Consider the following 14520-nt stretch of genomic DNA (forward strand, 5'->3'; position numbering starts at 1 on the left):
CCGACGCCGGCGCCGTAGGACTCACCCTCGAACCCACCGGAGGATCCCCCCAACCCACCACCGAACCCCTCCTCCTGATGACCCTCCCCGCCTGACCCCCAGCGCCCACCGCAGCCGCTGCAGGCGCGCCGTATGCCACCGTGTGGGGCATCAGCGCCCAAGGCGTCGACAGCCACGAGCAGTTCGCCCGCGGCCGCGGGCTGCGCATGCCGCTGCTCTGACCGCACAGCTCGCCGCACTGCCCGCCCGACCACGCGCACGGCCGCCGCGGCGCGGCGCGCCGCACCGCCGTAGATCTCCTCCAATCCACCCGCCCGGCCGCTGCGAAGTACGGGTGAAACGCAGCAGCCTGGCGGCGTGTCGAGTGGCGGGAGCGGTGTGGTGCACGATCGGAAAGCGGCCGTGGTCGGAGCGGGCGTGGCGGGCCTGACCGCCGCCTACATCCTGGCGTCCTCCTACGAGGTCACCCTGTACGAGGCGGACGACCGGCTCGGCGGCCACGCCCACACCCGCGACCTGCCCGCGGGCGGCGGGCGGACGGTGGCGGTGGACTCGGGGTTCATCGTGCACAACGAGCGCACGTACCCCACCCTGCTCCGGCTGTTCCGCGAGCTGGACATCGGCACGCAGGACGCCGAGATGAGCATGTCGGTCCGCTGCGACGGCTGCGGCCTGGAGTACGCGGGCGCCCGCGGACCGGCGGGGCTGTTCGCCTCGCGGGCCGCCCTGCGCGGCCGCTACCTGCGCCTGCTCGCCGAAGTGCCGGCCTTCCACCGCGGCGCCCGGCGCCTGCTGGCCCGCGGAGCCGACCCGACGCTGACGTTCGGGGACTTCCTGCGCCGCGGCGGGTTCTCCCCGTACTTCACCAGCCACTTCGCGCTGCCGCTGGTCGCCGCGGTGTGGTCCTGCCCCGCGCAGACGGCCCTGTCCTATCCGGCCGCCTACCTGTTCACCTTCCTGCACCACCACGGCCTGCTGTCCGTCACGGGCTCCCCGCAGTGGAAGACCGTCAGCGGCGGTTCCGCCACCTACGTCGACGCCGCAGCCAAGCACGTCCAGCGGATCCGTACCTCCAGTCCGGTCGCCACCGTCCGGCGCACCGCCGGGGGCGCGCTGGTCACCACCGGGGACGGCAGCACCGACGCCTTCGACGCCGTCGTGATCGCCACGCACCCCGGCCAGGCCCTGCGCATGCTCGCGGACCCCACCCCGGACGAGAAGCGCCTCCTGGGCGCGTTCACGTACTCGACCAACCCGACCGTCCTGCACACCGACACCCGCCTCCTGCCCCGCTCGCCGCGCGCCCGCGCCTCCTGGAACTACCGGATGACCGGCTGCGACCCCTCCGCGGAGCCCGTCCGCGTCAGCTACGACATGCAGCGCCTCCAGCACCTGCCCGAAGGCTCCGGCTACGTCGTCACCCTCGGCGCGGACGACGCCGTCGACCCGGACCGGGTGGTGGAGCGGATGGTGTACGAGCACCCGGTGTACACCCCCGCCTCCGTCGCCGCGCAGCGGCAGCTGCCCCGCCTGAACGACGGGGTGACCGCCTATGCCGGGGCCTGGCACGGCTGGGGCTTCCACGAGGACGGCTGCCGCTCCGGCGCTGCCGCCGCCCGGTCCCTGGGGGTGCGCTGGTGAGCGGGCCCGCGCCGACCTCCCCGTCTGCCACGACCGCTGCTCCCGCGGCCGTCCCGGCCCTGACGGCAGCCCCGGCCGCCGCAGCGCTCTACGAGTGCGTGATCACCCACGCCCGTACCGCACCGCTGCGCCACAGCCTCCGCCACCGCACCTACCTGTGGTGCGTCGACCTCGACCGGCTTCCCCTCCTGCCCCGCCCGGTGCGTCCCCTCGCCCGGTTCGACGCCCGTGACCACTTCGCGGGAGACGGCGGCACCATCCGCGCCGGCCTCGACGCCTACCTCGCCACCCGAGGCATCGACCTGGGCGGCGGGCGCGTCACCATGCTGGCGCACGCCCGCGTGTTCGGGTACGTGTTCAACCCGCTCAGCGTCTTCTGGTGCCACGACGCCTCCGGCGCCCTGGTGTGCGTCGTCGCGGAGGTCCACAACACCTACGGGCAGCGCCACAACTACCTGCTGCGCACCGACGGGGCCGGCGAGGCGGGAGTGGACAAGGAGTTCTACGTATCCCCCTTCTTCGCGGTCGAAGGCCGCTACCGCATGAGGCTGCCGGTACCCGGCGAACGGCTGACGCTGACCGTCCACCTCGACAACGCGGACGGCCGGGCGTTCACCGCCGTCGTCCGCGGCCGCCGCCGGCCCGCCACCGTGCCCGCCCTGCTCGCCGCCGCCGCCCGCAGACCCTGGTCGACCGCCGCGGTCTGGACCGGCATCCGCCGCCACGGCATCCGCCTCCTGCTGCGCGGTCTGCCCGTACACCCCCGTCCCCGCACCACCCCGCAGGAAGGCACCCCGTCGTGACCCACCCCGCCACCACGTCCCCCGGCCGCGTCGTGGGAATCGCCCCGCAAGCCGATCCCAGACAGGGCAGGCAGCCGTCCCGCGCCGCCGGCCCCGCCGCGCCCGCCGCAGGCCGCAACGGGGTCGACCCGGAGCGCTGGCCCGACGTGGCCCGGCTGCCTCCGGCCGCGCCCGCCCGTACCGCCGCGGCCCGCTACCTCGTGGACCGCGCCCTGCGGCGCCTCGGCCTCACCGCGTCCACCGCGGGCGCGACCGGGCCGCTCCTGACCCTCCACGACCCGGACGCCTTCCACCGGCGCATCGGCCGCCACGGACTGATCGGCTTCGGCGAGTCGTACATGGCCGGTGAATGGGACAGCGAGGACCTGGCCGGCGTCCTGACCGTCCTCGCCGGACACGCCGACGGGCTCGTACCCGCCCCGCTGCGCCGGCTCCGCGGGCTGTGGGCGCCCCGCCGCCCGGCCGCCGACCGCAACACCCGCGCCGGGGCCCGCCAGAACATCCACCGCCACTACGACCTGTCCAACGACCTGTTCGCGGCCTTCCTCGACCCCACCCTCACCTACTCCTCCGCGCTGTTCAGCCGCCTCCCGGCCGGCCCCGAGCCCCTGGAGTCCGCCCAGCACCGGAAGATCGACCGCCTCCTGGACCTCGCCGGGGTCGGCGCGGGCACGCGCCTGCTGGAGATCGGCACCGGATGGGGCGAGCTCGCCCTGAGGGCCGCCGCCCGCGGCGCCCGCGTCACCACGCTGACCCTCTCCGCCGAGCAGGCCGCCCTCGCCCGCGAGCGCATCGCCGCCGCCGGACTCGCCGACCGCGTCGAGGTACGGCTGTGCGACTACCGCGACGCCGAAGGCCGGTACGAAGCCGTCGTCAGCGTCGAGATGATCGAGGCGGTGGGCGCCGAGTACTGGCCCGCCTACTTCGCGGCGCTGCGCCGGGCGCTCGCCCCCGGCGGCCGCATCGCCCTCCAGTCCATCACCATGGGCCACCAGCAGATGCTGCACACCGCCGCCACCCACACCCTGATCAGCAAGTACGTGTTCCCCGGCGGCCTGATCCCCTCCCGCCGGGCCATCGCCGAGCACTCCGCCGCCGCCGGCCTGCGCACGCTCGCCGACGACGGCTTCGGCGAGCACTACGCCGAGACGCTGCGCCTGTGGCGCGACAGGTTCACCGCCAACCGCCCCGCCGTCACCGGCCTGGGCTTCGACACCGCCTTCCAGCGCATGTGGGAGTTCTACCTCGCCTACTCGGAAGCCGGATTCCGCTCCGGCTACCTCGACGTGCGCCAGCTCCTCCTCACCGAAGGGACCCACCGATGAGGCCCGCCGCCGACCGACTCGCCGAACTCCTCGGCCTCCTCCTGCCCGGCCCCCTGCCCGTGCGCCTGCGCGCCTGGGACGGCAGCGAGGCCGGACCGGCAGACGCCCCCCTCGTCGTGCTCCGCTCACCCGCCGCCCTGCGCCGCCTGCTGTGGCAGCCCGGCGAACTCGGCCTCGCCGAGGCCTACGTCACCGGCGACCTCGACGTCCAGGGCGACCTGGCCGACGCCCTCTCGCACGCCGGCACGGCCGTCCGCGACCGGCCCGCGACCCGCCCCGGGCCCGCCGCCGCGGCCGCGGCCGCCGCACTCGCCGTGGGGCTGGGCGCAGCGGGCCCGCCCCCGCGGCGCCCCGACGGCCGGGCCCGCCTGACCGGCGCCCTGCACAGCGCCTCCCGCGACCGGGCCGCGATCAGCCACCACTACGACCTGTCCAACGACTTCTACGCCCTCCTGCTCGACGAGTCGATGGCGTACTCCTGCGCCTACTGGACCCGGCGGGACGACCCCGCGTACACGCTCGCCGACGCCCAGCGCGACAAACTCGAACTGGTCTGCCGCAAACTCGGCCTGGGCCCCGGGGACCGGCTGCTCGACGTGGGCTGCGGCTGGGGCTCCCTCACCGTCCACGCGGCCCGCGCCCACAAGGCCCGCGTCACGGCCGTCACCCTCTCCCGCGCCCAGCACGAGTACGTCACCCGGCGCGCCGCCCGGGAGGGGGTCGCCGACCTGGTGGACGTCCAGCTGCGGCACTGGCGGCACATCGACGGCGGGGGCTACGACGCGGCCGCCGCCATCGAGATGGGCGAGCACGTCGGCGACGCCGAGTACCCCGCGTTCGCCCAGAAGCTGCACGGCGCGCTGCGCCCCGGCGGCCGACTGCTGGTCCAGCAGATGTCCCGGGGCGCCCGCGCCCCCGGCGGCGGCGCCTTCATCGAGGCCTACATCGCCCCCGACATGCACATGCGCCCGGTCGGCCGGACCGTCGACCTGTTCGAGGCCGCAGGCCTGGAGGTCCGCTCGACCGAATCGCTGCGCGAGCACTACACGGCCACCATCGACGCCTGGCGCGCCACCCTCGAACACCGCTGGAGCGACATCGAGGACCTCGTGGGGGAGACCACCGGCCGGGTGTGGCGCCTCTACCTGGCCGGCGCCTCGCTCGCCTTCAGCGAGCGCCGCATGGGCGTCGACCAGATCCTCGCCGTACGGCCCACCCGCGAAGGCCGCTCCGCCATGCCGGCCACCCCCACCCACTGGTACGCCCAGGAGGGCCCGGCGTGAGCACCACCGACTGGGGCGCCCTCGGCCTCAACCTCGCCGCCTGCGCAGGCGCGGCCGGAGCCGTCCTCCTCGCCACCTTCGCCCTGGCCGTGCGCCGCGGCCTGCACCGCATCGTCGACATCGCCTGGGGCCTCGCCTTCACCGCCGTCGCCCTCACCACCTTCCTGCTGTCCGCCGGGCACGGGGACGACGGGCGGCGGCTGCTCGTCGCCGCGGCCACCGCCGTCTGGGGGTTGCGGCTGTCCGTACACATCGCCCGGCGCTCCCGCGGGCACGGCGAGGACCCCCGCTACACCGCCCTCCTCGACAAGGCCCCCGGCAACCGCACCCTCTACGCGCTGCGCACCGTATACCTCGGCCAGGCGGCCCTGGTCTGGCTGGTCTCCCTGCCCGTCCAGGCCGCCTCCTACAGCTCCGCGCCCCCGGGCCCGCTCGCCTGGTGCGGGATCGCCGTGTGGGCGCTGGGGCTCGCCTTCGAGGCCGTCGGCGACCACCAGCTCGCACGCTTCAAGCAGGATCCCGCCAACCGGGGCCGGATCATGGACCGCGGCCTGTGGGCCTGGACCCGCCACCCCAACTACTTCGGGGACAGCCTCGTATGGTGGGGGATCTACCTGCTCGCCTGCACCGCCTGGCAGCCCGCCCTCGCGGTCCTCCTCTCCCCGGTGCTCATGACGCTGCTCCTGACCGTGGGAAGCGGCAAGCGCCTCCTGGAGAAGCACATGGCCGACCGCCCCGGCTACGCCGCATACGCCGCCCGCACCAGCGGCTTCCTCCCGCTGCCGCCGAAGAAGCCCGCCCGGGGCGCGGCAGGGGGCCAGAGGTGAGCGGGCACGGCTCCGGGAGCGGATTCGGACACCACGCCCTGGAACTCCCGCAGCCGCTGCTCCTGCCGACGGCTGCGGCGGTGCTCGTGCTGCACGGCGGCCGCGCCGACTCCCTCGTACCGCCGCCCCTGCTGAACCTCCCCGGCCTGCGCATGGGGCCTTTCGCCCGCGCCATGGAGCGCGACCCCCGCTTCGCGGACGTACTCGTCGCCTCCGTCCGCTACCGGCTGCGCGGCTGGAACGGACACAGGGCCGACCCGGTCCAGGACACCAGACGCGCTCTGGAGGAGCTGCGCGGCGTCGCGGGTCCCGTTCCGGTCGTGCTGACGGGCCATTCCATGGGTGCCCGGGCAGCGCTGCGCGCGGCCGACGACCCGCAGGTGCGGGGCGTCGTCGCGCTGGCCCCGTGGTGGCCGCCCGGCGAGCCGGTCGCCCACCTCGCGGGCCGCACGGTCATCGCCCTGCACGACGAAGCCGACCGGATCACCTCCGCCGCGGACACCTGGAGCTGCCTGTCCCGCGCCCGTGAGGCCGGCGCCCGGGTCCGGGGCATCCGCATGCCCCGCGGCCGCCACGCCATGCTCCGCGACGCCCGCCGCTGGCACCGGCTCGCCACCGCCTGCACGGCAGCGGTCCTGGGCACGGAGGCGCTGCCCGGCCAACCCTCCGGCGTGGGCCCGTGGGGCACTTCAGTGGTCGACGCCCGCGGGATCCACCTGCCCGGGAGGTAGCCGGCAGAAATCCCGTCCGGACCGGGTGAAGACGCTCGGGCGTGCTTTCGCGCCAGCCTGCGGCCGAGGGGGAGCCGTCATCCTCCGAGCCACTTCGGACGGCGGTGCCCCCGGGCGGGCGTGCTCCCGCTGTCGTAGCCGGCGGCGCGTTCCGCTCTGTCACGCGCCTCGTCGCGCTGCTGGATCAGGTCGTCGCGTTCGCGGTCCACTACCGCGCTTTGCCGCTTCGACACGCCGCTCCTGCTGTCTGCCGACCGGCCGAGGCGCGCGTTGCGCCGAGCCGCCGACAGGAGAAGGGACAGGCCGATGACGGCGGCCGCACCCACAGCGATCCCGTAGAGGAAGAGCGCGCCGGTTGAACTCGTGACGTGGTAGCCGAAGACCGAGAAGTCGGCCGTCAGCTCGTGGGCGCTACCCAGATTGGACATGACACCGGCCACCGCGATGATCAGCGCCGCGATCAGGATGACGAGTCCGAGTATGAGGATCATGAAGCACTCCTTTGCACCGGCCGTGCGCAGACACGGACGCGCATGGGGCCAACGCGGCCGAAGGCCGTGCAGCCCCTACCCGCAAGCGGGCACCTCAAGCGGGCCGCGTTCTCCAACGGGGCCGGCCTCGGCTCCGCCCCGATCGCCCACTCCGCGGTCAAGACCAAGCACCCCGCCAGCGAAGGCCTGGTCGCCCTGCTGGAGCCGTTCATCGACACCGTGGTCATCTGCACCATGACCGCCCTGACGATCGTGATCGCCAACCCCGCCAGCTGGGGCGAGGCCCGCAAGGGCGAGTCCATCGGCGGCGTCACCATCACCTCCGACGCCTTCGCCACCGTCCTGCCCTGGTTCCCGTACATCCTGACCATCGCCGTCATGCTGTTCGCGATCTCCACGGTGCTGACCTGGGGCTACTACTGCATGAAGGCCTGGACCCACCTCTTCGGCCGGTCCAGGGCCAGCGAGCTCACCTTCAAGGTCGTGTACACCCTGGTCGCCGTGGCCGGGTCGCTGCTGACCCTGCAGACCCTCATCGACATGGCCGACGCGGTGCTCTTCATGCTCGCCGTCATCAACATCACCGGCCTCTACCTGCTCGCCCCCGTCGTCAAGCGGGAACTGAACACCTTCCTCGACTTCGTCCGCCGCCGCGACGCCGGCCACGACACCGAAGGGGACGAGGACACCGACCAGGAGCCGGTGAAGACCACCGTCTGACCGTCCCCCGGCGGCCCGGCTCCCTGAGGGCCCGTACCCACCCCTGAGCCTTGGGCCGGTACGGGCCCTCTCCCCGTGCGTGAAACCATCACCGCACGTCAAAGCCCCCTGGCGACATCCCACCCCTCCCGATAGGGTGTAAAGAACGCGTCAATACGTCATCGCACCGAACGAAGACGGACGCGGGGTGTGCCGGGAAGTCTGGTCGGCGTCCTGGGGGCCGTGTGCCCGATTGCCGCCGACGCCCCGGAGGTTCCCCCGCCATGACCTCTGCCCCGCCGCCCGAACGCTCCCCCTTCCTGGGCCTGCTCCCCTGGCCCGAGCGCCGCGTCATCGCCGCGGCCCTGCGCACCGAGACCATCGGCGGCCTCGTACTCCTGGCCGCCGCCGTCATCGCACTGATCTGGGCCAACAGCCCCCTCGGGGACGTCTACCAGCAGATACGCGACTTCCACTTCGGCGTACCCGCCCTCGGCCTGGACCTCTCCGTCGGCCACTGGACCGCTGACGGCCTCCTCGCCGTGTTCTTCCTGGTCGCCGGCATCGAACTCAAGCGCGAACTCGTCGTCGGCGAACTCCGCACCCCGGCCACGGCCGCGCTGCCCGTCGTCGCCGCCCTGTGCGGCATGGCCGTTCCCGCCGCCCTGTACACCCTGACCACAGGCCTCGGCGGCGGCAGCCTCGACGGCTGGGCCGTGCCCATGGCCACCGACATCGCCTTCGCCCTCGCCGTCCTCGCCGTCATCTCCACCCACCTCCCCTCCGCCCTGCGCGCCTTCCTCCTCACCCTCGCCGTCGTCGACGACCTCGGCGCCATCCTCATCATCGCGGTCTTCTTCACCAGCGACCTGAACTTCTGGGCCCTCGGCGGCGCCACCGCCGGCCTCGCCGCCTTCTACGCACTCCAGCGGTTCCGCGTGCGAGGCTGGTGGTGGTACGCCCCCCTCGGCATCGCCGTCTGGGTCCTGGTGTACAACAGCGGCATCCACGCCACCGTCGCCGGCGTCGCCATGGGCCTGATCCTGCGCACCACCACCGACAAGGGTGAGGACGCCTCCCCCGGCGCCCGCACCGCACACCTCCTGCACCCCTTCTCCGCCGGCGTGGCCGTCCCCCTCTTCGCCCTCTTCGCCGCCGGGGTCACCCTCTCCGGCAGCGCCCTGGCCGAGGTCTTCACCAGCCCCGAACCCCTCGGCGTCGTCGCCGCACTGGTCGCCGGAAAGATCCTCGGCATATTCGGCGGCACCTACCTCGCCGCCCGCTACACCCGCGCCCGCCTCAACCCCGACCTCGCCTGGGCCGACGTCCTCGGACTGTCCGCACTCGCGGGCATCGGCTTCACCGTCGCCCTCCTCATCGGCGAACTCGCCTTCCCCGGCGCGGAAGCCGGGGAGCACGTCAAAGCCGCCGTCCTGATCGGCTCCCTCATCGCCGCGCTGCTCGCCGCCGTCCTGCTCAGGCGACGCAACGCGATCTACCGGCGCCTCTACGAAGAGGAGACACTCGACGCCGATGACGACGGCATCCCCGACATCTACCAGCGCGCCGCCGGGCCCGGCGCCGACCGCTGACACCGCGGGAGAGGACAAGGGGTGGGCGCAACGCTCCTGGCAGCTGCGATCGTCGTCGCAGCCCTGGTGATCAGGACCGCTGTCGCGGAGCTGCGCGATCCCGGGGCCGGGCGCCGGCAGTGGCGCTTCCTCCGGGATCCGCGCGCACTCGCAGCCGGTGCAGGCGTGACGCTCGTCCTCGTCCTGGCCGGCTGGCGCTCAGGGGAGATCCGGACGCTGCCGTGGGCCGTGCTCGCGGGAGCCCTCGTCGCCTTCACCATGGGGGGACGCGTACCACCGGACTGAGACCGCGCTGCTACCGGCGGAGACTGCGTGCGGCGGTCACACGAGAGAGGCGAGCGGCATGGCGTGGCTGTTCAACACCGGCGGGGTGGTCATGGTGCTGTACGTCCTGCGCGACGTGTTCCACACCCTGTGGCACCCGACCCGGCACGGTGGTCTGAGCCGGCTGGTCATGACCGGGTTCTGGAGGCTGTCCGGCAGGCTCGCCGCCGGCCGCCGGGCCTCGGGGCTGGCCGGTCCCCTGGCGATGGTGACCGTGGTCGCCACGTGGGCCCTGACCGTGGTGGTGGGGTGGGCGCTGGTCTACTGGCCGCACATGCCCGGCGGATTCACGTACACCGCGGGACTCCGGCCCTCCGAACACGCGACGTTCCTCGACGCGCTGTACGTGTCCCTGGTGCACGTCTCCACCCTGGGCCTGGGGGACATCGCCCCGGGAGAGGGCTGGCTGCGCGTCCTCGCCCCCTTGGAAGCCCTGGTCGGGTTCGTCCTGCTGACCGCGACGGTCTCGTGGACCCTCGGCATCTACCCGGCACTCGCCCGCCGCCGCGCGCTCGCGCTGCGCCTGTCCCACCTCGCGCGCACCCGCCCCACGACCGAACAGGTCGACACGGACGCGGGCGCGGCGATCGTCGACAGCCTGGCGGCGGGGATCTCGGTGGTCGCGGTCGACTTCATGCAGTACGCCGAGTCCTACTACTTCCACGACGGCGACGACCGTACCTCCCTCGCCCGCCACGTCACCTACGCGGGCAACCTCGCGGACCAGGCGGCCGGGGCCCGGCACGCGGACGTCCGGCTCTCGGCGGCCGTCCTGCGGGCGGCGCTGGAAGACCTCGCGCTCATCCTCGACCAGCGGTTCCTGCACACCGGCGGCACGCCGCGGCAGATCCTCGACGCCTTCGCCCACGACCACGGCCACCGCTCCGGGGCGTAGCCGACGGCAGGTGCAGCAGGGGCGCGACGGCACCCTGACGGCGTCCGCGGCAGCAGCCGTCGGCTCGGCCCAGGAGGTGGCCGTACGGGCGATGGCGGGCGGCCCGGCCCGGTACGGCGTCCTGCGTGCGCTCGCCGCCCGACAGCCGCCCCCGTCCGAGCGGGTGTACGACGGATCGGCGCCGAACGCGCCCGCAAGGGCCTGCCCCCGCACCTGCGCCGCCCGACTGGCCGGCGGGTCCGCCACCGCCCTGCACACCGGCGGACCGCTGTTCCGCAGGGGGTAGGGGCATTCCTGCCCCAGCGCACCCACGAGGGCCTGCGGCGGAGCGAGTGGCAGCGTGCTGCGGACACGGGACCCCGTCGTACCGCAACGTGGCGGGGCCTGATGGAGCGACCGAAGCGACCCAGGTCTAGAGATTCGAATGAGTGGGAGCAGGCCTGTCCGCAGCAGCCGAGCACGTCGTGTGTCCGGCGGCGTCAGCCCGTCGGCAGAACGACGTGCACGCGCCACTCGCCGCCGCGGGGCCCGATGGACGCCGTCCCGCCGAGGAGGGCGGCCCGTTCCCTCATCCCGATGACACCGGCCGAGGCGCTCGGCAGCGAAGGCCGCCTGCCGGGCTGGTAGGCACTCGTGACGGTGATCTCCATGCGGTCCGGCAGGTGCACGAGATCCAGGCCGACGGTCCCGGGCACCGCGTGCTTCAGCGCGTTGGCCAGGCCTTCCTGCATGATCCGGTACGCGGCGAACTGGACGGCTGCCACCGCCGTCCGGTGCTCGCCCCGTTCGGTCAGGGTGAAGCTCAGTCCTGCTTGGAGGCCCGCTGTCCGGGCCCGGTCGACCAGGCCCGACGGATCGGCGAAGCCCGCCGTGCACACGGGCTCGCCCTCCGCACCGGCATCGCTGCGCAGGAGGCCGATGAGGCTGCGGAGTTCGGCGAGGCCCTCGACGCTCGATCCCCGGACCGCCGCCAGCGACTCCAGGAGCATCACGGTCCGCTCGTCGCCGGAGTCCTGCGCGGCGGCGGCCGCCTGGGCTCCGGTCGCCCGTACCGCTATGGCCGTGAAGTGTCCCGCCACCGCGTCGTGGAGTTCTCTCGCCATCCGGGCCCGTTCGGCGCCGATCGCCTCGCGGCGGTCCAACTCGGAGAGCAGCACGGCCTGTTCCGCCTGGAGCAGGGCGCGCTCGGCGCGCAGCCGGGCGGACTGCGCCTGGCGCTGGTTGCGGCGCACGCGGTCGCCGGACCACAGGGGGGCGCCGAACAGCAGGCCGCAGAGCACCAGTACGGGCAGTGCTTCCGCGGGGCCCCCTTCATACCAGGCCAGTGCGGAGAGGAGCATGGTGACCGCGACCCCGACCTGCGGCAGCCGCTCGTACAGGCGGCGGGGTCCGTGGACGGAGGCGGCGTAGAGGAGGTCGGTGAAGAGCACGATGGCGACCAGCACCGAGCCCGCCAGCGCTCCCGCCGTGAAGACCGCGCACCCCGCGAGGGCCGCCACGCCCGGCCTCGTGCGCCGGAGCAGGGACAGGCTGCACATGGCGACGAGTGAGGCCAGCGGGACCCACGGGGGCACGCTGTCGCTGCGGTCGTAGGCCCCCGCGGCGATCAGGGCCGTTCCCACCAGCAGACCTGCTGCTGCGATCGAGGCGTCCTGGAGGCGGGGGGAGAGCCGTACGGACGGCCGTTGCGCTTGCACCCCGGTATCCCATCAGACCCGTGCGGCCACGCCAACGTCCCCCAGGGGGAGGCGCAGCGCCGAAAGGTGTACCCGGCCGGCCCCGGAAATCCTCCGCGCGGCCGACGATGCGCCGGTCCAGGCCGTCCGCTGCGCCCGCGGTCAGGCGTGGGGGACCGGGGAGCCGCTGCCTGCGAGGGCAGGAGCGGGCCTCAGCGGGTGGGGAGGGTCGGCGTACCGCGTAGAGGGCGATCACCGCGGCGCTGGAGACCACCGAGGAGGGCGGGCAGACAGAACGCCAGGACGCGGCAGCCTGTCAGCCCCAGGGCGGGGACGATACGGGGGGCCACCCCTCGCCCGCGGTGAGCTTCCACGCGGACGCGTTGGCAACGGCGCAGTAGACCTGGACCCCGGGGGAGGAGACCCCGATGGCTCCGCGCAGGTCCCCGGTGGCGGCGCAGCCCGGCGCGGTGCGGGACGCCGAACCGGGGGTGGACGGCGGCCGGGGCGTGCGGCAGGTGCCGGTCGCGGGCCACGGCCAGGGTGGTGCGGAGACGCCGGGGATCAGGGCGAGGAGGAACCGAGGGCAGCGCCGGCGCGGACGACGGGCACGAGCCGGTCGGCGTCCGACGCCCGCACGGCGTCCGACAGCGGCGCCGCCGACCCGGCGAGGCCGTAGGGCCCCAGCACCGTCAGAACGGAGAACGCGACGAGCGTAGACGGCGGGGGCGAGAAGCAGCAGGCCCGCAGCCTGGAGCGCCCCGCCGACTCGTGCTCGCCGCCTCCGAGTTGAGGGCGGCGACCACCACGGCGGTGAGGAAGGCCAGGACCGCTGCCCCGATGAACGCTCATCAGCGCGGACCTCTGCATCCCGGCGTAGTTCACGCGGTGAGGGCCACGACGGCGGCGACCACCGCCGCGAGGCCCAGACCCACCAGCAGACCGGAACCCCCGGCCCGGTTTGCGCAGGCCTGGAAGGCTCAGACGAGGCCGCCGTGCCGGGCTGCGTCCTCGCCGCGGGCACGGTTCCCGGGTCGTCCTGCACCACGGCAGGAGCGTGCCGCCCTGCCGCGCACGGCGCTTGCGGGCCCTGCTTGTTCCTGGGGCTCACCCAGGTCGAATGCCTGCTGCTCGGCTACAGCTTCTACTTCGAATCCGTCGTATGGCTGTTCGAGCGCGTGTGCGGCTGCCCCCGCGCCAGCGCGGCCCGCCTTGATACGTGCGCCCGCGGGGGAAGGCGTTCACCCGTCGTCGTTCCCGTACGCCGACCCTGCTGTGCCAGTGCGGGTACGGCGTTCGAAGCGCCCAGGCCGCCGGCCCGTCCCCACACGGACAAGCCGCCGCATCCGGGTCCGCCCCGGCCGCATCCGCCGAACAAGTGAGTCGGCGGCGCCCCTTCGATGACCTGCCCGACGATGTCCGGGCCGCGGTTGCCGCGCGGGTCGGGTCGGGCTTCACGAGCGAGGACACCGTGATGGGGGAGGCCGACGTGGTCGCCATGGTCCTCGTCTCGGAGCGCGGCCTGGTGTTCGTCAAAGGTGCGTCCGACGGGCACGACCGGCCCAGGAGCGTGCAGAGGCCACGCTCTCGCGAAGAGCCCCACAGCTCCGGCTGACCGGGAGGCGGCCCTGGAAACGGCGCGGCCCACGGCGCGCTGGGCCGCCACGGCGGCAGTGCCTGCTGGAGGTCCGGCGGCCACATGAGAAGAACACGCCGCCGCAGCGCCTGCATCGGGTGTCCAGCATCACAGGGAACTGCAGTCCCCGTTTTCCGGAGGCCCCCACCCCGCGCGGCTGCTCTCGATACGATCTTCAGCCCCGGAGCATTGGAGTGGCGCCATGAGTGAACGTCCCGTCCACACGGTGGAAGTGCCCTTAGGCGACGGCAGCAGTGAGACCGTCCGGGTCCAGATCCGGGAGGTGGACGAGGCCCTCGTCCGCGTCGGGCGGGGCGGCCGTACGGTGGCGCGGGCCGAGCGGACGCTCGGCCAGATGCTGGACACCGTACGTCCCGTGGCGGAGAGCTTCGTGGAGCGGTTCTCCGGCATGGCTCAGGCGCCGGACGAGATCACCCTGCAGTTCGGGGTGTCCCTGTCGGCCGCGGCGGACGTTGTCATCGCCAGCACGGCGACGGCGGCCAATTTCTCGGTGAGCCTGACCTGGAACAGGAGCGACGGCGCGGTCTCCGGCGCCGATACCGGTCCAGTGCAGAGCGGTTGATGCGGGCGGGCTCC

Annotated in this window: 13 protein-coding genes and 3 pseudogenes; 13 read left to right on the forward strand and 3 right to left on the reverse strand. The window is 74.0% G+C overall.

The window, feature by feature from the left end:
- Positions 1–134 precede the first annotated feature (134 nt).
- From ACZ7JZ_RS32370 to ACZ7JZ_RS32400, 7 genes and pseudogenes are all read left to right on the forward strand, one after another.
- Positions 135–218: pseudogene (locus ACZ7JZ_RS32370) on the forward strand (peroxiredoxin); the annotation flags it as partial.
- Positions 219–381: 163 nt separating this feature from the next.
- Positions 382–1641 (forward strand): NAD(P)/FAD-dependent oxidoreductase, encoded by a 1260-nt coding sequence (locus ACZ7JZ_RS32375; protein ID WP_470945760.1) that lies wholly within the window; start codon positions 382–384, stop codon positions 1639–1641.
- Between the two features lie 59 nt (positions 1642–1700).
- A complete protein-coding gene (locus ACZ7JZ_RS32380) occupies positions 1701–2444 on the forward strand; it encodes a DUF1365 domain-containing protein (RefSeq protein ID WP_470945908.1) in 744 nt (247 codons plus the stop codon).
- Positions 2441–3769, forward strand: coding sequence for a class I SAM-dependent methyltransferase (locus tag ACZ7JZ_RS32385; protein ID WP_470945763.1), 1329 nt, complete (start codon positions 2441–2443; stop codon positions 3767–3769). The genes ACZ7JZ_RS32380 and ACZ7JZ_RS32385 overlap by 4 nt, the downstream gene beginning before the upstream one ends.
- Positions 3766–5052 (forward strand): class I SAM-dependent methyltransferase, encoded by a 1287-nt coding sequence (locus ACZ7JZ_RS32390; RefSeq protein WP_470945766.1) that lies wholly within the window; start codon positions 3766–3768, stop codon positions 5050–5052. The genes ACZ7JZ_RS32385 and ACZ7JZ_RS32390 overlap by 4 nt, the downstream gene beginning before the upstream one ends.
- Complete coding sequence (locus ACZ7JZ_RS32395; protein ID WP_470945769.1) at positions 5049–5879, forward strand: DUF1295 domain-containing protein; 831 nt, start codon at positions 5049–5051, stop codon at positions 5877–5879. Before ACZ7JZ_RS32390 ends, ACZ7JZ_RS32395 begins: the two co-directional genes overlap by 4 nt.
- 38 nt (positions 5880–5917) lie before the next feature.
- Entirely contained in the window at positions 5918–6610 is a 693-nt protein-coding gene (locus ACZ7JZ_RS32400; protein WP_470945910.1) for an alpha/beta fold hydrolase, read from the forward strand.
- 77 nt (positions 6611–6687) lie between these two features.
- Here the strand turns inward: ACZ7JZ_RS32400 and ACZ7JZ_RS32405 are convergent, their stop codons facing one another.
- On the reverse strand, positions 6688–7101 hold the full coding sequence (locus ACZ7JZ_RS32405; RefSeq protein ID WP_470945771.1) for a hypothetical protein: 414 nt from the start codon (positions 7099–7101) through the stop codon (positions 6688–6690).
- A 96-nt stretch (positions 7102–7197) separates the two neighbouring features.
- Between ACZ7JZ_RS32405 and ACZ7JZ_RS32410 the strand changes: the two are divergent.
- The 5 genes and pseudogenes from ACZ7JZ_RS32410 to ACZ7JZ_RS32430 form a co-directional block, all read left to right on the forward strand.
- A pseudogene (locus ACZ7JZ_RS32410) lies at positions 7198–7821 on the forward strand (alanine:cation symporter family protein); the annotation flags it as partial.
- 263 nt (positions 7822–8084) lie between these two features.
- Entirely contained in the window at positions 8085–9392 is a 1308-nt protein-coding gene (nhaA, locus tag ACZ7JZ_RS32415; protein WP_470945774.1) for a Na+/H+ antiporter NhaA, read from the forward strand.
- 21 nt (positions 9393–9413) lie between these two features.
- On the forward strand, positions 9414–9677 hold the full coding sequence (locus ACZ7JZ_RS32420) for a hypothetical protein (protein WP_470945777.1): 264 nt from the start codon (positions 9414–9416) through the stop codon (positions 9675–9677).
- A 58-nt stretch (positions 9678–9735) separates the two neighbouring features.
- Positions 9736–10611 (forward strand): potassium channel family protein, encoded by an 876-nt coding sequence (locus tag ACZ7JZ_RS32425; protein WP_470945780.1) that lies wholly within the window; start codon positions 9736–9738, stop codon positions 10609–10611.
- Positions 10612–10621: 10 nt separating this feature from the next.
- The gene (locus tag ACZ7JZ_RS32430; RefSeq protein WP_470945782.1) at positions 10622–10897 is read left to right on the forward strand and encodes a hypothetical protein; all 276 of its coding nucleotides are present in this window, start codon (positions 10622–10624) and stop codon (positions 10895–10897) included.
- Between the two features lie 193 nt (positions 10898–11090).
- Here the strand turns inward: ACZ7JZ_RS32430 and ACZ7JZ_RS32435 are convergent, their stop codons facing one another.
- A complete protein-coding gene (locus tag ACZ7JZ_RS32435) occupies positions 11091–12308 on the reverse strand; it encodes a sensor histidine kinase (RefSeq protein WP_470945784.1) in 1218 nt (405 codons plus the stop codon).
- Between the two features lie 208 nt (positions 12309–12516).
- Positions 12517–13219: pseudogene (locus ACZ7JZ_RS32440) on the reverse strand (APC family permease); the annotation flags it as partial.
- A gap of 906 nt (positions 13220–14125) precedes the next feature.
- Here ACZ7JZ_RS32440 and ACZ7JZ_RS32445 point away from each other — a divergent pair.
- A complete protein-coding gene (locus ACZ7JZ_RS32445) occupies positions 14126–14506 on the forward strand; it encodes a CU044_2847 family protein (RefSeq protein WP_470945786.1) in 381 nt (126 codons plus the stop codon).
- The last annotated feature ends 14 nt before the right edge of the window (positions 14507–14520 follow it).

Source organism: Streptomyces sp. NPDC038213 (genome assembly GCF_055600495.1).